The organism is Vibrio sp. 10N.222.55.C7 (assembly GCF_041473335.1).
GTDB classification, from domain to species: domain Bacteria; phylum Pseudomonadota; class Gammaproteobacteria; order Enterobacterales; family Vibrionaceae; genus Vibrio; species Vibrio crassostreae_C.
Map to the genome: position 1 here is coordinate 145190 of NZ_JBFRSC010000019.1, position 15851 is coordinate 161040.

15 protein-coding genes are annotated in these 15851 nt (G+C 46.7%); 1 reads left to right on the forward strand and 14 read right to left on the reverse strand.

Annotated elements, in window-relative coordinates:
- Nucleotides 1-203 precede the first annotated feature (203 nt).
- Nucleotides 204-1757, reverse strand: a complete 1554-nt coding sequence (gene guaA, locus AB4482_RS07035; protein ID WP_017059729.1) for a glutamine-hydrolyzing GMP synthase — start codon at nucleotides 1755-1757, stop codon at nucleotides 204-206.
- 378 nt (nucleotides 1758-2135) lie between these two features.
- A complete protein-coding gene (gene guaB / locus AB4482_RS07040; RefSeq protein WP_017062496.1) occupies nucleotides 2136-3599 on the reverse strand; it encodes an IMP dehydrogenase in 1464 nt (487 codons plus the stop codon).
- 244 nt (nucleotides 3600-3843) lie between these two features.
- On the opposite strand from guaB, the gene xseA reads away from it, so the two are divergent.
- Nucleotides 3844-5190 carry an exodeoxyribonuclease VII large subunit gene (xseA, locus tag AB4482_RS07045; RefSeq protein WP_372131459.1) on the forward strand — a complete coding sequence of 449 codons (1347 nt, stop codon included), beginning with the start codon at nucleotides 3844-3846 and terminating at the stop codon, nucleotides 5188-5190.
- A 111-nt stretch (nucleotides 5191-5301) separates the two neighbouring features.
- On the opposite strand, the gene ureG is transcribed toward xseA, so the two are convergent.
- The 12 genes from ureG to urtB all read right to left on the reverse strand — a co-directional run bounded on the left by ureG (nucleotide 5302) and on the right by urtB (nucleotide 15785).
- Nucleotides 5302-5943, reverse strand: a complete 642-nt coding sequence (ureG, locus tag AB4482_RS07050) for an urease accessory protein UreG (RefSeq protein WP_004735125.1) — start codon at nucleotides 5941-5943, stop codon at nucleotides 5302-5304.
- 48 nt (nucleotides 5944-5991) lie between these two features.
- Nucleotides 5992-6672 carry an urease accessory protein UreF gene (locus AB4482_RS07055; RefSeq protein ID WP_017067584.1) on the reverse strand — a complete coding sequence of 227 codons (681 nt, stop codon included), beginning with the start codon at nucleotides 6670-6672 and terminating at the stop codon, nucleotides 5992-5994.
- A 42-nt stretch (nucleotides 6673-6714) separates the two neighbouring features.
- Nucleotides 6715-7311 carry a HupE/UreJ family protein gene (locus tag AB4482_RS07060; RefSeq protein WP_372180753.1) on the reverse strand — a complete coding sequence of 199 codons (597 nt, stop codon included), beginning with the start codon at nucleotides 7309-7311 and terminating at the stop codon, nucleotides 6715-6717.
- 73 nt (nucleotides 7312-7384) lie between these two features.
- Nucleotides 7385-7837, reverse strand: coding sequence for an urease accessory protein UreE (ureE, locus tag AB4482_RS07065; RefSeq protein ID WP_017062501.1), 453 nt, complete (start codon nucleotides 7835-7837; stop codon nucleotides 7385-7387).
- Between the two features lie 130 nt (nucleotides 7838-7967).
- On the reverse strand, nucleotides 7968-9671 hold the full coding sequence (ureC, locus tag AB4482_RS07070) for an urease subunit alpha (RefSeq protein ID WP_017084416.1): 1704 nt from the start codon (nucleotides 9669-9671) through the stop codon (nucleotides 7968-7970).
- A gap of 39 nt (nucleotides 9672-9710) precedes the next feature.
- On the reverse strand, nucleotides 9711-10046 hold the full coding sequence (locus tag AB4482_RS07075; protein ID WP_004735120.1) for an urease subunit beta: 336 nt from the start codon (nucleotides 10044-10046) through the stop codon (nucleotides 9711-9713).
- A gap of 11 nt (nucleotides 10047-10057) precedes the next feature.
- Nucleotides 10058-10360, reverse strand: a complete 303-nt coding sequence (gene ureA, locus AB4482_RS07080) for an urease subunit gamma (RefSeq protein WP_004735119.1) — start codon at nucleotides 10358-10360, stop codon at nucleotides 10058-10060.
- Nucleotides 10361-10493: 133 nt separating this feature from the next.
- Nucleotides 10494-11441, reverse strand: a complete 948-nt coding sequence (locus tag AB4482_RS07085) for an urease accessory protein UreD (protein WP_017062504.1) — start codon at nucleotides 11439-11441, stop codon at nucleotides 10494-10496.
- Nucleotides 11438-12133, reverse strand: a complete 696-nt coding sequence (gene urtE, locus AB4482_RS07090; protein WP_017062505.1) for an urea ABC transporter ATP-binding subunit UrtE — start codon at nucleotides 12131-12133, stop codon at nucleotides 11438-11440. Before urtE ends, AB4482_RS07085 begins: the two co-directional genes overlap by 4 nt.
- A gap of 1 nt (nucleotide 12134) precedes the next feature.
- Nucleotides 12135-12977: an urea ABC transporter ATP-binding protein UrtD gene (gene urtD, locus AB4482_RS07095; protein WP_017062506.1), complete on the reverse strand. Its 843-nt coding sequence runs from the start codon at nucleotides 12975-12977 to the stop codon at nucleotides 12135-12137.
- Nucleotides 12974-14146, reverse strand: a complete 1173-nt coding sequence (gene urtC, locus AB4482_RS07100) for an urea ABC transporter permease subunit UrtC (protein WP_017062507.1) — start codon at nucleotides 14144-14146, stop codon at nucleotides 12974-12976. The genes urtD and urtC overlap by 4 nt, the downstream gene beginning before the upstream one ends.
- A gap of 10 nt (nucleotides 14147-14156) precedes the next feature.
- Nucleotides 14157-15785, reverse strand: a complete 1629-nt coding sequence (gene urtB, locus AB4482_RS07105) for an urea ABC transporter permease subunit UrtB (protein ID WP_372055855.1) — start codon at nucleotides 15783-15785, stop codon at nucleotides 14157-14159.
- Nucleotides 15786-15851 lie beyond the last annotated feature (66 nt).

Genomic DNA, 15851 nt, shown 5'->3' on the forward strand with positions numbered 1-15851 from the left:
AGCACAACAAAGCGTCTCATGGTTTCTTGAGCTGATATCTAGTTTCCAACTCATTTGGTTTCTAGTTATTGTTCATTTGATTTCGAGGTATTGCTCATAAGCCTTTAATGTAATGAATCAATATAATCAATCGAAAAGAAAAAAGCCCCGAACTGAGTTCGAGGCTTAAGATCTTAATCAAAGCTGGTTAAATCTCTAAGAGATTATTCCCACTCGATAGTTGCTGGTGGCTTACCAGAAATATCGTAAACAACACGTGAAATGCCGTTAACTTCGTTGATAATACGGTTAGAAACCTTACCTAGGAAGTCGTATGGTAGGTGTGCCCAGTGAGCAGTCATGAAGTCGATAGTTTCTACGGCACGTAGAGATACAACCCAATCGTACTTACGGCCATCGCCCATTACGCCAACTGAACGTACTGGTAGGAATACCGTGAATGCTTGAGATACTTTGTGGTAAAGGTCAGCAGCGTGAAGCTCTTCAATGAAAATAGCATCTGCGCGACGCAGTAGATCACAGTACTCTTTCTTGATTTCGCCAAGAACACGAACACCTAGACCAGGACCCGGGAATGGGTGGCGGTAAAGCATGTTGTATGGAAGACCAAGCTCAAGGCCGATCTTACGTACTTCATCTTTAAACAGCTCACGTAGAGGTTCAACAAGACCCATTTCCATATCATCAGGAAGGCCACCAACGTTGTGGTGAGATTTGATTACGTGTGCTTTACCTGTCTTAGATGCTGCAGACTCGATTACGTCTGGGTAGATAGTACCCTGAGCAAGCCATTTAGCATTAGATAGTTTCTTAGACTCTTCATCGAAGATATCTACGAATACGTGACCGATGATTTTACGCTTAGCTTCTGGTTCAGCTTCGCCTTCCAGAGCTTTAAGGAAACGATCTTCTGCATCGACTTTGATGATGTTTAGGCCGAACTGGTCACCAAACATATCCATAACTTGCTCAGCTTCGTTTAGACGAAGAAGGCCGTTATCAACAAATACACATGTTAGTTTGTCGCCGATAGCGCGGTGAGCAAGCATCGCAACTACAGATGAATCAACACCACCAGAAAGACCAAGGATAACTTCGTCGTCACCTACTTGTTCTTTAATACGTGCAACTGCATCTTCAATGATTGAAGCTGAAGTCCACAGACCTTCACAACCACATACGTTAAGAACGAAGTTCTCAAGCATTTTCAGGCCGTTTTTAGTGTGTGTTACTTCTGGGTGGAATTGAACACCGAAGTACTTCTTCTCTTCGTTTGCCATTGCAGCGTATGGGCAAGTGTCTGTTTCAGCGATCTTTGTGAAATCAGCTGGAATCTCAACTACTTTGTCGCCGTGGCTCATCCAAACATCTTGAGTAGACTCAAGGTCAGCGAAAAGTGCAGATTCGCCAGTCACTTGTACCGCTGCGTAGCCGAACTCGCGCTCAGTAGACGTTGCTACTTTACCGCCAAGTTGCTCAGCCATAGTTTGCATGCCGTAGCAGATACCGAATACAGGAACACCTGAATCAAATACGTACTGAGGTGCACGTGGAGAGTTCTCCTCCGTTACACTTTCAGGACCACCAGATAGGATGATGCCGTCTGGATTGAATTCACGAATATCCGCTTCTTCTACGTCCCAGCTCCAAAGTTCACAGTAAACACCGATCTCACGAATACGACGAGCTACTAGCTGTGTGTATTGAGAACCGAAGTCTAGAATTAGAATACGTTGGTCATGAATATTTTTAGTCATTGTAAGCAGTCTTATTGGCTATGTGATAAAACGGAGGTGAGTTTACTCACCTCTGATTAACTCTTCAAGAAATAAAGCAAACGTTTTCGTTAGATATCTTTAACCACGTGTTTTGAGACAATCGGACTTTTAACAAAACAGGCGGTAGATATAATACCAATCACAGTAAGTAAGTGTTCAGGAATAGCGTAGGAAAAAAGCCTGAGAACGAGGCTGCTCTATTCGACAAAGAGTTCTGATAAGTAGTTATTCTACAATCAAAAATTCTAACGAAGTTATCGAGGTTTTTAACAAGCTAGGATGACCAGTTATTTACTACGATTGGTATATTAATGTGCCGACTAAATCAGCACATTATTCAAACGTTTGGACGTATTATTAACCTAAACGGTAGTTAGGTGCTTCTTTCGTGATTTGAACATCGTGTACGTGAGATTCTTTCATGCCCGCACCAGAGATACGAACAAACTCAGCTTTAGTACGCATGTCTTCAACAGTTGCAGAACCCGTTAGGCCCATGCTTGAGCGTAGACCGCCCATCTGTTGGTGAACGATCTCTTTTAGACGACCTTTGTATGCGATACGACCTTCAATACCTTCTGGAACAAGCTTGTCTGCAGCGTTGTCAGATTGGAAGTAACGGTCAGAAGAGCCTTGAGACATAGCGCCAAGAGAACCCATACCACGGTAAGACTTGTAAGAACGACCGTTGTAAAGAATAACTTCACCCGGTGCTTCTTCAGTACCCGCGAACATTGAACCAACCATCACACAAGATGCGCCAGCAACGATAGCTTTACAGATATCGCCAGAGAAGCGGATACCGCCATCTGCGATTACTGGAATACCGTATTCGTTTGCAACTTCCGCTGCGTCTGCGATTGCTGTTACTTGAGGAACACCAACACCAGTAACGATACGAGTCGTACAGATTGAACCTGGGCCGATACCAACTTTAACTGCACTAACACCCGCTTCGATAAGAGCACGTGCGCCAGCACCAGTTGCTACGTTACCACCGATGATTTGTAGATCAGGGTATGCAGCGCGAGTTTCGCGGATACGGTTAAGTACGCCTTCAGAGTGACCGTGTGAAGAGTCGATAAGTAGAACGTCTACGCCAGCTTCAACTAGAGCAGCAACACGCTCTTCGTTACCAGCACCAGCACCAACAGCTGCACCTACACGTAGGCTGCCGCGCTCATCTTTACATGCGTTTGGTTTACGTTCTGCTTTGTGGAAATCTTTTGCAGTGATCATTCCAGTCAGTTGGAAGTCATCATTTACAACAAGAACTTTTTCAACACGCGCTTCGTGCATTTTCTCTTGAACTTCTTCACGAGTTGCACCTTCTTTAACAGAAGCAAGGCGAGCTTTAGGCGTCATTACTACATCAACTTTCTTAGAAAGGTCAGTAACAAAGCGAACGTCACGGCCAGTAATGATACCAACCAATTCGTTTGTTTCAGTAACAACAGGGAAACCGGCGAAGCCGTGTTTTTGAGTAAGGGCTACAACATCAGCGATTGTCGCGTCAGGGCTTACAGTTACTGGGTGAGAAACCACACCAGCTTCGTAAATTTTAACCTGGCGAACCATTTCAGCTTGCTGCTCGATTGACATATTCTTATGAATAAAGCCAATACCACCTTCTTGCGCAAGGGCAATTGCTAGGCGTGCTTCCGTAACAGTATCCATCGATGCAGAGATCATTGGGATGTTTAAAGAAATGTTTTTCGTTAACTGAGTGCGAAGATCAGCTGTGTTCGGAAGAACGGTTGAGTGTGCTGGGACGAGTAAAACGTCATCAAAAGTTAAAGCTTCTTTTGCGATTCGTAGCATTTGCAATATCTCACAACAAAGGTGTTAAAAGGAGTAAACCCAACTTTATCGTTTCGCATAATAAAGTGATTTGGATTTGATATTGCAGACGGATTATACGCACGGCGAAATCGCTTGGCTACACATTTTTGTACTTTTAATTTGCATTTACCCCCTTGCTATGTATTATATTGCCGCTATCTTCCATACTCACGCCCTGTGAGATTCCAAGAAAGACCTTCCTTCAAGGAAAGATAGTGCTTCTATGACTAATCCAAACATCTTTACTGTTTCTCGCCTCAACTCAGAGGTTCGTCTCCTATTAGAAAACGAAATGGGAATAGTCTGGCTCGTTGGTGAAATCTCAAACTTCTCTGCACCTGTATCTGGTCACTGGTACCTCACGCTTAAAGACTCTCGCGCTCAAGTTAAGTGCGCCATGTTTCGTGGCAATAACCGCCGTGTCACCTTTAAGCCCCAGAATGGTAATCAAGTTCTAGTCAAAGCTCGCCTGTCTCTTTATGAGCCACGTGGTGATTATCAACTGATCATCGAAAGCATGCAGCCAGAGGGTGACGGCAAGCTTCAGCAAGAGTTTGAAAAACTGAAGATGAACCTTGCCGCAGAAGGACTGTTTGCTCAATCAAGTAAGCAAGCTCTTCCTGAACACCCAAAACGTGTTGGCGTTATCACATCTAAAACCGGTGCAGCGCTGTTTGATATTCTTGATGTACTAAAAAGGCGCGATCCTTCATTGCCTGTTGTGGTTTACCCGACCATGGTTCAAGGCGAAGAGGCGGCAATTCAGATTGCTCAAGCGATTGGACGAGCTAACGAACGCAATGAGTGTGATGTGTTGATCGTGGGTCGTGGCGGCGGTTCATTAGAAGACTTATGGTGCTTCAATAACGAGATCGTTGCTCGCACAATTGCAGCAAGCCAGATCCCGATTATCAGCGCAGTTGGCCACGAAGTTGACGTCACTATCGCCGATTTCGTCGCAGATATGCGTGCTCCAACGCCGTCAGCTGCTGCAGAATTGGTTAGCCGTGACAACAGTCATAAAGAGCAAGCTTATGCCTCTAAACGTGCTCGCTTGGTGAGTGCGATTCGTCATGTGTTAATCAAACAAGCACAATCCACTCAAACGTTAAAATACCGCTTGGAGAAACAGCACCCGAGCTACCAACTGCAAAAGCAGAGTCAGCAGCTTGATGACCTAGACATGCGTTTGCGTCGTGGTATGACTCAATACCTAAAACAACATGCACAGCGTGTTGAACGTAAACAGCACCAACTTCAGTTGAACTCACCAGTGAAGCGCCTTGGTGAACAAAAACTGCATCTGCAACGTTCAGAGCAAAAGCTATTAGATGCGATGGATAAAACACTGCTAACCACTCGCCATCAGCTAGCCATGGCTGCAGAGAAGCTAGAAACCGTTAGTCCACTGGCAACCCTAAAGCGTGGCTACAGCATTACTCATTCCGCATCGAGCAAGACAGTATCATCAATTAACGATGTCGAAGTCGGTGAAGTGATCACCACTCAAGTTGAAGACGGTGTGATTGAATCGCAAGTGACAACAAGAGTCGCTAAGAGTGGGCTTTAGGTTCGACTAGAACGTTGAAAATCATTTAAAACCAGAAAGCCCTATCGATAATCGACAGGGCTTTTGTATATCTACTGGCTGTAAAAGAAAACAACCTGATTCAAACCTTACTCACGACTCCGTCGTAGAAGGCTCCTTCATGGTCAGCATCCCTTCCGTCACAATAAAGTTGATGATGAAATCTAAACCTTGGCTCTCTTTGAGGTTGGTGAACACGTATGGCTTAGTTGGTCGCATGCGTTGAGTGTCTTGCTCCATCACTTCAAGTGACGCGCCAACATACGGTGCTAAATCGATCTTGTTGATGACTAACAGATCGGATCGTGTAATACCCGGACCACCTTTACGTGGGATCTTCTCCCCCTCCGCTACATCAATCACGTAGATGGTAAGATCGGCTAATTCAGGGCTGAACGTCGCACTCAAGTTATCACCACCGCTTTCGACGAATACCACATCGAGGTTTTTGTGCAGCTTAGCCAGCTCTTCAACGGCCGCTAGGTTCATCGACGCATCTTCACGAATCGCAGTATGCGGGCAACCGCCCGTTTCAACACCGATGATACGGTCAGGTTCTAAAGCTTCAGCGCGAGTGAGGATCTTTGCATCTTCTTGGGTGTAGATGTCATTGGTTACGACTGCAATATTCAGCTTGTCTCGAATTGCTTTACACAGCACCTCTAACAACGCTGTTTTACCAGACCCTACCGGGCCGCCAATACCAATTCGAAGGGGTTGCTTATAACTTTCCATTGTCTACTTCCTTATATTCTTTTCTTGCTACCTCGTTCGCGCTGACCGCTACGAACGAAATAGTCTCGTGTATTGTGTTTCGTGCAGTGAGCTTGCTAATGCCATTGATGGCGAAAAACTGCCTACCATCCAATCTTCTATCGCGTGGGCCTTTTCGATCACCTCAGGAAAGGTGTTGGTGATATTAATCAATGCCAACTGCCCGTCGGTTTGACCTAAAGGCACCAGTTTCACGCCTGCGGTAACGATATTTTCAAGCCAGCTCCATAAGTAACCTTGCTTGAGGCTTTCTAAATCAATGCCCCAATGCTGAGCCGCCATACACATGCCCAACAATTGGTTTGGGTGACTATCAACAGAGTCCACCTGTGAAATATCGATATCTAAGCGCTTCAACAAAGTATTCAATGCTTGCCCACGCTGTTTCTCTTCCGCTCGCAATTCACTGGTTTCACGGCTTGAGTACAGGTAATTACACCAGTGCTCAATCTCATCGAGTTCCCCCTTTTCTAGAGCGTGGTAAAGACGCTCTAATATAGGCAATTCCAAGGTCGCGACACTGGAGTTGACGATGGTGTTGAGCCACTGTTCCATGCTGTTGCGATCGGTCACCCAACCCGCTTCAACCGCTAACTCTAAACCCTGCGAGTAAGTGAACCCACCAATCGGCAATGACGGACTGATCAATTGAAACAGGCGATAGATGGCGACATTTTCTGTTGTGGTCATAACCGTGCCCTCAGTCTTCTAGAATCAAATAAGTTCGAGAGCTTACGCGCCTAACAGTAATAGTGCGCTTGCTGAAGCCACACCAACCGACATCCATTTTGAGTAAACCGCGCGGCCAACAAAAGCACCGATAACCATCAAAGCCAAAGCAGTGATGCTCATGCCAGTTGCAAACTGAGTTAGGTTACTTGCCGCTTCAACGCCATGCGCATAACCATGGAAAAACAACATGCCAATCGAAGCCGCTAATACACTGTTCACTCGCTTAGTCGATGGTGAGAACACGTGCCATAAACATAAGCTGACAACGAATAGAGAAGCGATGATTGCAGGTTCAACAATCACAGAGAAGCCTAGGGCTTGGCCTGCGATAAGCCCTACCACCAAAGACACCAATCCGCCGCCAATCAGAGCGGCTTTTGTCTTGGTGGAGAATAAAAGTGCGCCAATTAACAGACCAAAAGCGATCAACATGATCAGGTGATCCATACCTGTCACAGGGTGAGTTAAGCCAGACATAAATGAGTGAGACTCATGAACTGAATGCGCCCCATGTCCTGGGTGAGCGAAAGCCATCGTTGATGTTGTTAGAGAAGCCAGTGTGAAAGTACATAAGCCTGCAGCTGTTTTAAAGTTCATCGCGAGTTCCTTGCGTTTATAATTATTAATATCGTGGTTGTATCTATAAATGGGTGGGTCTCAAATGACTCGATTAATGATGGTGATGATGTCCACCAGAGCGACCGCCATAAGCACCGCCTTCTGGTTCAAACGGTTGTTTCTCAGTGGTCACTTTCGCGCCTAAGCCTTCAACCATTTCATCTAAAACATGGTCGTGTTGATAACGAACCCAACCCGCTTCCACTTGCAGCGGAACATGACGGTTACCAAGGTGATACGCCACTCGCGTTAACAGGAGCAAGTCTTCACAGTAAACAGTCGAAACGGTTTCTGGTGCCGCTTTCACTTCTACGACTAAACCGCATTTACTTGAGAGTTGTTCGCCACCACGCAAGATATGACCTCGTGGTAGAAACAGTCCGGCATTGCGCCCGTCATCGAGCATCACCTTAAGACGGCTCTTAATGCGGCTATCGATCGGCAGGCTTAAGTAGCCGTCCGGTGCATTTTGTATTTGAGTATTCAGTTGAGTCAGTTCAATCATGCTATTACCTCAATCTCCTTGTGAGATTTATAACGTTTAAATTAGGAGCCTTCAGCCTAAAAGCCCTTAGCTAAGAGCTAGAACAAGAGCCTTCAGCTCAGCGCTAAAATAAAAGCCTTCAGCCGAGCTCTTAAAATAGAAAATACCGTTGTGCCATTGGTAGTTCTTCAGCAGGCTCACAAGTTAGCAATTCACCATCGGCGCGTACTTGATACGTCTGAGAGTCGACCTCAATTTTTGGCATCCAATCGTTGAGCTTCATGTCGGCTTTGCTGATATTTCGGCAGTTGCTCACAACACCAATCAAGCTCTGCAAACCCAATTGCTTATCAATGTTCTGCGCCTTGGCTTCCTTAGAAACAAACAACATTGATGTGTTTTGACATGCCTTGCCGTAGCTACCAAACATTGAACGGTAATGGACTGGCTGAGGTGTTGGGATTGAAGCATTTGGGTCACCCATCGGCGCCATGGCGATCATGCCGCCTTTCAAAATCACACTAGGTTTCACACCAAAGAAAGCGGGCTTCCACAACACTAAGTCTGCTAATTTCCCTGCTTCGATAGAACCGATTTCATGAGACATACCATGAGTGATCGCTGGGTTGATGGTGTACTTAGCGACATAGCGTCTTAATCGGAAGTTATCGCTGTAGTCTGAATCTTCTTTTAGGCTGCCGCGCTGAACTTTCATCTTGTGCGCAGTTTGCCAAGTTCGAGTGATCACCTCGCCTACACGTCCCATTGCTTGTGAGTCCGAAGCGATCATCGAAAAGGCACCTAAGTCATGAAGAATGTCTTCTGCGGCAATGGTTTCACGGCGGATACGAGATTCAGCAAACGCGACATCTTCAGCAATCGATGGTGACAAGTGATGACAGACCATCAACATGTCTAAGTGCTCATCGACGGTATTGATGGTGTAAGGGCGTGTTGGATTGGTTGAGGAAGGCAAAACGTTCGGCTCACCTGCAGCACGAATAATATCGGGAGCATGACCACCGCCCGCACCTTCGGTGTGATAGGTATGAATCACGCGGTCGCCGATTGCGCCAAGTGTCGATTCAACAAAACCAGATTCATTCAGAGTGTCGGTATGAATCGCTACTTGTACGTCCATCTCGTCAGCCACACTCAAACAGGTATCGATTGAAGCGGGAGTGGTTCCCCAGTCTTCGTGTAACTTCAAACCCACCGCGCCTGCCGCTACTTGCTCACGTAGTGCTTCTGGCTGACTGGCATTGCCTTTGCCTAACAAACCAAAGTTCATCGGGAATTGATCGAGTGACTCTAGCATGCGGTGCATGTTCCAAGGCCCCGGTGTGCATGTGGTCGCGTTAGTACCTGTGTTTGGTCCAGTGCCACCGCCGATCATGGTTGTCACACCTGACGCCAGTGCTTCTTCAATCTGTTGTGGGCAAATAAAATGAATGTGTGAATCAATACCACCAGCAGTCAAGATTGAACCTTCGCCTGCTAAAATTTCCGTGCCCGGGCCAATCACAATATCAACGCCCGGTTGAACATCTGGGTTGCCCGCTTTGCCCAATGCCTGAACTCGACCATCTTTGACTGCGACATCGGCTTTTACGATGCCCCAGTAATCCAACACAATCGCGTTAGTGATCACCAAATCTGGAGTTTCGGCACTTGGACGTTGGCTTTGCCCTTGTCCATCACGGATAACTTTGCCGCCGCCGAATTTCACTTCGTCGCCGTATACGGTGTAATCTTTTTCAACTTCTAGCCATAAATCAGTGTCAGCAAGACGCACTCGGTCACCGACTGTTGGCCCAAACATTTCGGCATAAGCCTGTCTGGATATCGTCGCCATGTTCAATCCTTTGTTATTTTCATTATTCCGTGGGAGCGCTTAGAGCTTGCCCATCACCTTTCCTTGGAAGCCATAGATCTCTAACTTACCGGCGTAACGCACTAACTCGACGCTACGCGACTGACCCGGCTCAAAGCGGGTTGCGGTGCCCGCAGGAATATTGAGTCGAAAACCTTTAGTGGCTTCTCGGTCAAAGATCAGCGAAGGGTTTGCTTCATAGAAGTGGTAATGAGAGCCAATTTGAACAGGACGATCGCCAATGTTTTGTACCTTAACGGACGTTGTGTCTCGGCCTTCATTGAGAGTGATGTCACCCGGTGCGGTTTCTACTTTTCCGGGAACGAATCCTGAGTATTGTTTTGTGGAACCAGCCATATTACTTCTCCCTACACGATAGGTTCATGAACGGTCACCAGCTTGGTGCCATCAGGAAAAGTGGCTTCGACTTGTACATCAGGGATCATGGAAGGGATCCCCTCCATAACGTCATCGACAGTAAGAAGTGTGCGTCCAAAATCCATTAATTCTGAAACGGTTTTACCCTCGCGGGCACCTTCGAGAATGGCACTGCTGATCAGTGCGATAGATTCTGGGTAGTTGAGCTTTAAGCCTTTTTGTTTGCGCTGCTGTGCCAGCATTCCTGCGCAGAAGATAAGTAGCTTATCTTTTTCTCTTGGTGTTAATTCCATTTAGCCGCCCGCTGTTAGTGTTGTTTTCTTATTGCTCAAAAACGCATGAGCAGTAAGTGGGATTCAATCACAGCAAGCTTGAAAAAATGTACCTAGGGTCGGAAGTCACCCTAGGTACAAAAAGGGCTAATCGCTAAGTCGCCCAAATCCTTGGTAAATCAGGAGTCGTACCACATAAATGAGAGCGAGTTGCTTGCCAAATCTGACCAAAGGCTTGGAGGATATCTTCACTCCAATTACCCAAGGCTCGCACCACAATCAATCCTTCTATCTGAGTAGCACCCAATATTAATGTGGGTTCACTCGACGTTTTTGATGTAACTGATTGCTGTGAAGCTTGCTGTGTAATAGATATGAGCAAGCTCTGTACCAACTCTAGATCTTGCTTCTCATTTGAGGTGATATAAAAGGTTCCCATCATTGAATAATCAAGTAACCCCATATTTATCATTAACTTATCGCCACCATGAAAATTAAAGCCTTCAGTCAGAAGCCTTTGATTATCAAGATAGATTTCTGTTTTCCCAACGAGATGACCATGCTCGAATCCCTCATTCTGTGCAGGGCGTCCAAAACAGTGCATCTCCCAACCCCAAAACTGTGCACCCTTTTCTAGGCGAATTTCAGTATCTAAACGAACGTGTGCATTGGGGAAAAAGATGTTCTCTTGCGGCATCCATTCCAAGCGTGCATCTTTCTTCACTCGTAGGGTCTGCTTCTGCTTGGCGTACTTGTTGTTTGAGCGATAAAACTTGGTCGCACCGGGTGTGGTAATCAACGCGTGAGCACCGTGCTCAAGATTCACGTTAATATTGAGAGTGTCACCACCTACCACTCCGCCGGGGGGATGGAGTAAGTAGGTGTGACACGTTTCCCCATCAGGATACAGGGGGCGTTGCACCGCAAGCGGACCAGACTGCTGACGATTCTTTAATACGGTTTTATCACCTCGATCGACAAAGGTGAGGTTTAAACTCGCTTGCCAACCATCACGAATATCTTGTTCGATGGTCTCATTCAAAGATAAAGCTTCTACTAAAGAAGCCTTGCTTACTTCATTCGGAGAAAAGAGAGAATTCATACGGTTAGGTACTCCTTTATCAAGGACTCATCGAGCCCTGTCATTTCACCTTCTGCCACTTGGCGTCCACGGTCGATAATGCAAAAACGGTCACCGACCTTTCTTGCAAACGGCAGCTTCTGTTCAACCAACAGAACCGTGAGCCCCATTTTCTCGTTGAGCATGCGAATGATGTCGCCAATCTCTTGCACAATATTGGGTTGAATACCCTCCGTCGGCTCATCCAAGATCAATAGCTTTGGATTAACCACCAGCGCACGCCCAATCGCTAGCTGTTGCTGCTGGCCACCCGATAAATCACCACCGCGACGATGTAGCATCTCTTTTAACACTGGGAAAATATCGAAGATGAATTCAGGGATCTTGCGGTCACCCTTTTTACGAATCGGTAAACCGACCTCTAGATTTTCTTGAACAGTGAGCATTGGGAAGATCTGGCGACCTTGCGGTACATAGCCGATCCCTTGGCGTGGACGGTCCTCGGCATCGGTTTTCAAAAGTGACTCACCCGATAAGGAGATGTCACCGCTTTCAACCTTCACCAACCCCATAATGCATTGCAGTAAGGTGGTTTTACCGACACCATTTCGCCCCATTAGCACCGTGCATTTACCTTCTGGGATCTGCATATCCAAATCCCACAGCGTGTGGCTCTCACCGTAATATTGATTAACTGATTTAACCTCTAGCATCCTATTCTCCGAGATAAACTTGTTTAACTTCAGGGTGAGCCTGCACTTGATCCATGGTGCCTTCAGCCAACACATGACCTTGATGAAGCACGGTGACATGGCTGGCGATAGAACGAACGAAATCCATATCGTGTTCAACGACCACAACCGAGTGCTTACCTGCCAGTGAGTTAAGTAACTCAGAGGTGCGATCCATTTCTTGGTGAGTCATACCTGCCACGGGTTCATCCACCAGCAACAGCTTAGGGTTTTGCATCAATAGCATGCCGATCTCTAACCACTGCTTTTGTCCGTGAGACAGGTTACCTGCCAAATTCGCCGCTTCGTCTTTTAAATGAATCAGCTCAAGTACCGAGGTCAATTTGTCTTTCTGTTCACCAGACATCACAGCGGTGAACGTCGCCCACACTGAGCGGTCACCGGCCATGGCTAATTCAAGGTTCTGCCACACAGTTAAACACTCAATCACGGTCGGTTTTTGGAATTTACGCCCAACGCCTGCATTGGCGATTTCGGCTTCGTTCATCTTCAATAAGTTGATGTTCGAACCCAACCACACCTCGCCGGTGTCTGGCTTAGTTTTACCTGTGATAATGTCCATCATGGTGGTTTTACCTGCGCCATTAGGACCTATGATACAGCGTAGCTCTCCCTCTTTGATGTAGAGGTTGAGGTCGTTTATCGCTTGGAAACCATCGAAGCTTTTGTTGACGCCTTCGACATACAACAGCACGTTATGTCGAGTATCGATGGCAGGATGAATATCGGGTTTGAGGTAATCAAAGACTTCGTCTCGACGAGTGAACGCCTGAACCGATTCCTTTACGCTATTAAATGTGGTCATGCGATCACCTCCTTGGCCTTGTGCTGATCATCCTTATCTTTATCTTGGTTTTTCCCATTTGATGCCTTGCGCAGCTGCTGCCACTTTTCACTGACAAAGCCAATCACACCTTGTGGGAAGTACATGGTTGAGAGTACGAATAGTCCACCCAGAGCAAACAGCCACACCTCCGGGAACTCAACCGTAAACCAACTCTTGGCGTAGTTGATGATCAATGCACCGACAATGGCACCAAACAGAGTGGCACGACCGCCTAAGGCTACCCAAACCACAATCTCAATCGAGTTAAGAGGAGCAAATTCTCCCGGATTGATAATACCCACTTGAGGGACATATAAAGCCCCGGCAATACCGGCGATAACCGCAGAAAGAACGAAGACCCACAGCTTGATGCCATCGACGTCATAGCCCATAAAGCGAGTGCGTGATTCCGTATCACGAATCGCTAATGCCACACGACCTAGTCGACTGGTCACCACCATGCGACAAGCTATGTAGCTGAGAATAAGCGCAATACCAGTCGCGACAAACAGACCTATCTTGACCGCATCACTCTGCAAACTCAGACCGATGATGTCTTTGAAATCCGTCAGTCCGTTGTTGCCACCAAAGCCCATTTCGTTGCGGAAAAATGCCAGCATCAATGCGTAAGTTAATGCCTGAGTCATGATAGAAAGATACACCCCGGACACACGAGAGCGGAAAGCTAAATAACCGAACAAGTAAGCCAATGCGCCCGGCACTAGCACCACCATCAGGCAAGCAAACCAGAACTGGTCAAAGCCCTGCCAGAACCACGGCAACGCAGACCAATCAAGGAACACCATGAAATCTGGTAAGACTGGATCACCATAAACCCCACGGTCACCAATCTGACGCATCAAGTACATGCCCATCGCATAACCACCAAGCGCAAAGAAAGCACCGTGGCCAAGGCTCAAGATTCCGAGATAGCCCCACACCAGATCGAGCGCCAACGCCAACATTGCGTAGCTCAGATATTTGCCCATCAGCGAGATAGTAAAAGTCTCTACATGGAGCGGGTGCCCACTTGGTAACATGGTGTTAGCCAGTGGGATAAGAATAACGGCCGCTAGAATGGCAAGGATGGTCAGTTGGCCACCTTTGTCACCACGCATTGCCGAAAGTACAAATGATTTTGACTGCATGATGTTGTCCTTAACCTTCAGCCGCACGACCACGTTGCGGGAAGAGTCCGCGTGGGCGTTTTTGAATAAATAGAATGATGAAAACCAGTACCAGAATCTTGGCGAGAACCGCACCAGCCCATGGTTCTAAAATTTTATTGAACAGACCAAGGCTTAAGCCTGCGACTAGCGTGCCCCATAGGTTGCCAACACCGCCGAATACCACCACCATGAATGAGTCGATGATGTACGCCTGTCCCATATTAGGGCCAACGTTGGTCAGTTGAGACAGTGCCACGCCTGCAACACCCGCAACGCCAGAGCCTAAACCGAAGGTCATCGCATCAACTCGCTCTGAACGAATACCCATCGCACGAGCCATGCCACGGTTTTGAGAAACCGCACGAACCTGCAAACCTAGTGGTGTCTTTTTCAGAACCATTAATAAGCCCATAAACACCAAACCACAGAAGAGAATGATGTAAAGGCGGTTGTAGGTCAGGGACAACATTGGGTTTAATTGAAGTGCTCCAGACATCCATTCAGGCGTGCTCACTGAGCGGTTCAAAGGAGAGAAAATAGAACGAACAGCCTGCTGCAAGATTAAGCTAATACCAAAGGTCGCGAGTAAGGTTTCCAATGGGCGACCATAAAGATGACGAATCACACTTCGCTCAATCGCAATGCCCACTAAGCCAGAAACAATGAATGCCGCTGGAATGGAAAGTATCAGCGCTAGGCCAATATGATTCGGCATCAACAACTGCAATACGTAGGTGGTGTAAGCGCCAATCATGATCAGCTCGCCATGAGCCATGTTGATAACGCCCATCACACCAAAGGTAATCGCTAAGCCAATGCCTGCCAGTACCAATACCGAGCCTAAACTCAAACCGAAGAATACTGTTTCTACACCCGAATAGAGTGCTTGGCTTTGTTGATAGCTATCCATCGCACGTTCTGCTGCAGCGGTAATGCTTGGATCTTGCTCACTGTTCAGTAGTTGGTTCAGTGTTTTCAGAACGACCGAGTGTTTGAAGTCGCCAACTCGTTCAATTGAAGCCACACGATCTTCAATGGTGGCACTGTTATTAAGAGAAGTGGCAATCGCTAACGACAAATCCATTAGCTCAGCTACTTTGCCATCTGATTCATTGGCTCTGAGTTCAGTTAGTCGTTCGATAATGTCAGCGTCTTTGGTTCCTAACAAATCCAAAACCGCCTTATAACGCACATCAGGGTTGCCGCTGTTCAGTCCAATCGAGGCTATTTCCCCGCGTAATATCCCGCGAAGTTTGTTATTCACACGAACCTTTTTAAACTGTCTCGCATTCTCGATATTAAGCGTTGAATCATCCCATACTGACTGAGCTGACGTCGCTGTTTTGATACTTTGAATGAGGTAGAGCTGTTTGTACTGCTCGCTCTGTTTCTCATTGAAGTAGTAAAGGTTTCCGTTTAACCAGCCATCTAAAATAGCTTTCGACACATCTTCCGTTTGCGTCTCAATCACCCAATCGATAGCTAATTCTTTATCCGATGTTTTCTTACCAACTAGCGCCTTGGTAAAGCTAGCTTCATCCGTTATTCCAGCAAAAGCCAACTGAGCACTGACTGCCATGAGCAACAGCGCTTTAAATACGTTTAATACGTTTTTCATCCCTGCTTCCTTAACCAACCAAGTTAGATATTGTTATTTTTACTTGGAGGATGTGTGGATAGTGGT

Bases quoted from the DNA above. Each gene is read 5' to 3' on its own strand.
- urtC (WP_017062507.1), bottom strand. From the start codon at position 14,146: ATGCAGTCAAAATCATTTGTACTTTCGGCAATGCGTGGTGACAAAGGT.
- guaA (WP_017059729.1), bottom strand. From the start codon at position 1,757: ATGACTAAAAATATTCATGACCAACGTATTCTAATTCTAGACTTCGGT.
- AB4482_RS07075 (WP_004735120.1), bottom strand. From the start codon at position 10,046: ATGGCTGGTTCCACAAAACAATACTCAGGATTCGTTCCCGGAAAAGTA.
- urtD (WP_017062506.1), bottom strand. From the start codon at position 12,977: ATGACCACATTTAATAGCGTAAAGGAATCGGTTCAGGCGTTCACTCGT.
- xseA (WP_372131459.1), top strand. From the start codon at position 3,844: ATGACTAATCCAAACATCTTTACTGTTTCTCGCCTCAACTCAGAGGTT.
- AB4482_RS07085 (WP_017062504.1), bottom strand. From the start codon at position 11,441: ATGAATTCTCTCTTTTCTCCGAATGAAGTAAGCAAGGCTTCTTTAGTA.
- urtB (WP_372055855.1), bottom strand. From the start codon at position 15,785: ATGAAAAACGTATTAAACGTATTTAAAGCGCTGTTGCTCATGGCAGTC.
- guaB (WP_017062496.1), bottom strand. From the start codon at position 3,599: ATGCTACGAATCGCAAAAGAAGCTTTAACTTTTGATGACGTTTTACTC.
- ureC (WP_017084416.1), bottom strand. From the start codon at position 9,671: ATGGCGACGATATCCAGACAGGCTTATGCCGAAATGTTTGGGCCAACA.
- urtE (WP_017062505.1), bottom strand. From the start codon at position 12,133: ATGCTAGAGGTTAAATCAGTTAATCAATATTACGGTGAGAGCCACACG.
- AB4482_RS07055 (WP_017067584.1), bottom strand. From the start codon at position 6,672: ATGACCACAACAGAAAATGTCGCCATCTATCGCCTGTTTCAATTGATC.
- AB4482_RS07060 (WP_372180753.1), bottom strand. From the start codon at position 7,311: ATGAACTTTAAAACAGCTGCAGGCTTATGTACTTTCACACTGGCTTCT.
- ureA (WP_004735119.1), bottom strand. From the start codon at position 10,360: ATGGAATTAACACCAAGAGAAAAAGATAAGCTACTTATCTTCTGCGCA.
- ureE (WP_017062501.1), bottom strand. From the start codon at position 7,837: ATGATTGAACTGACTCAACTGAATACTCAAATACAAAATGCACCGGAC.
- ureG (WP_004735125.1), bottom strand. From the start codon at position 5,943: ATGGAAAGTTATAAGCAACCCCTTCGAATTGGTATTGGCGGCCCGGTA.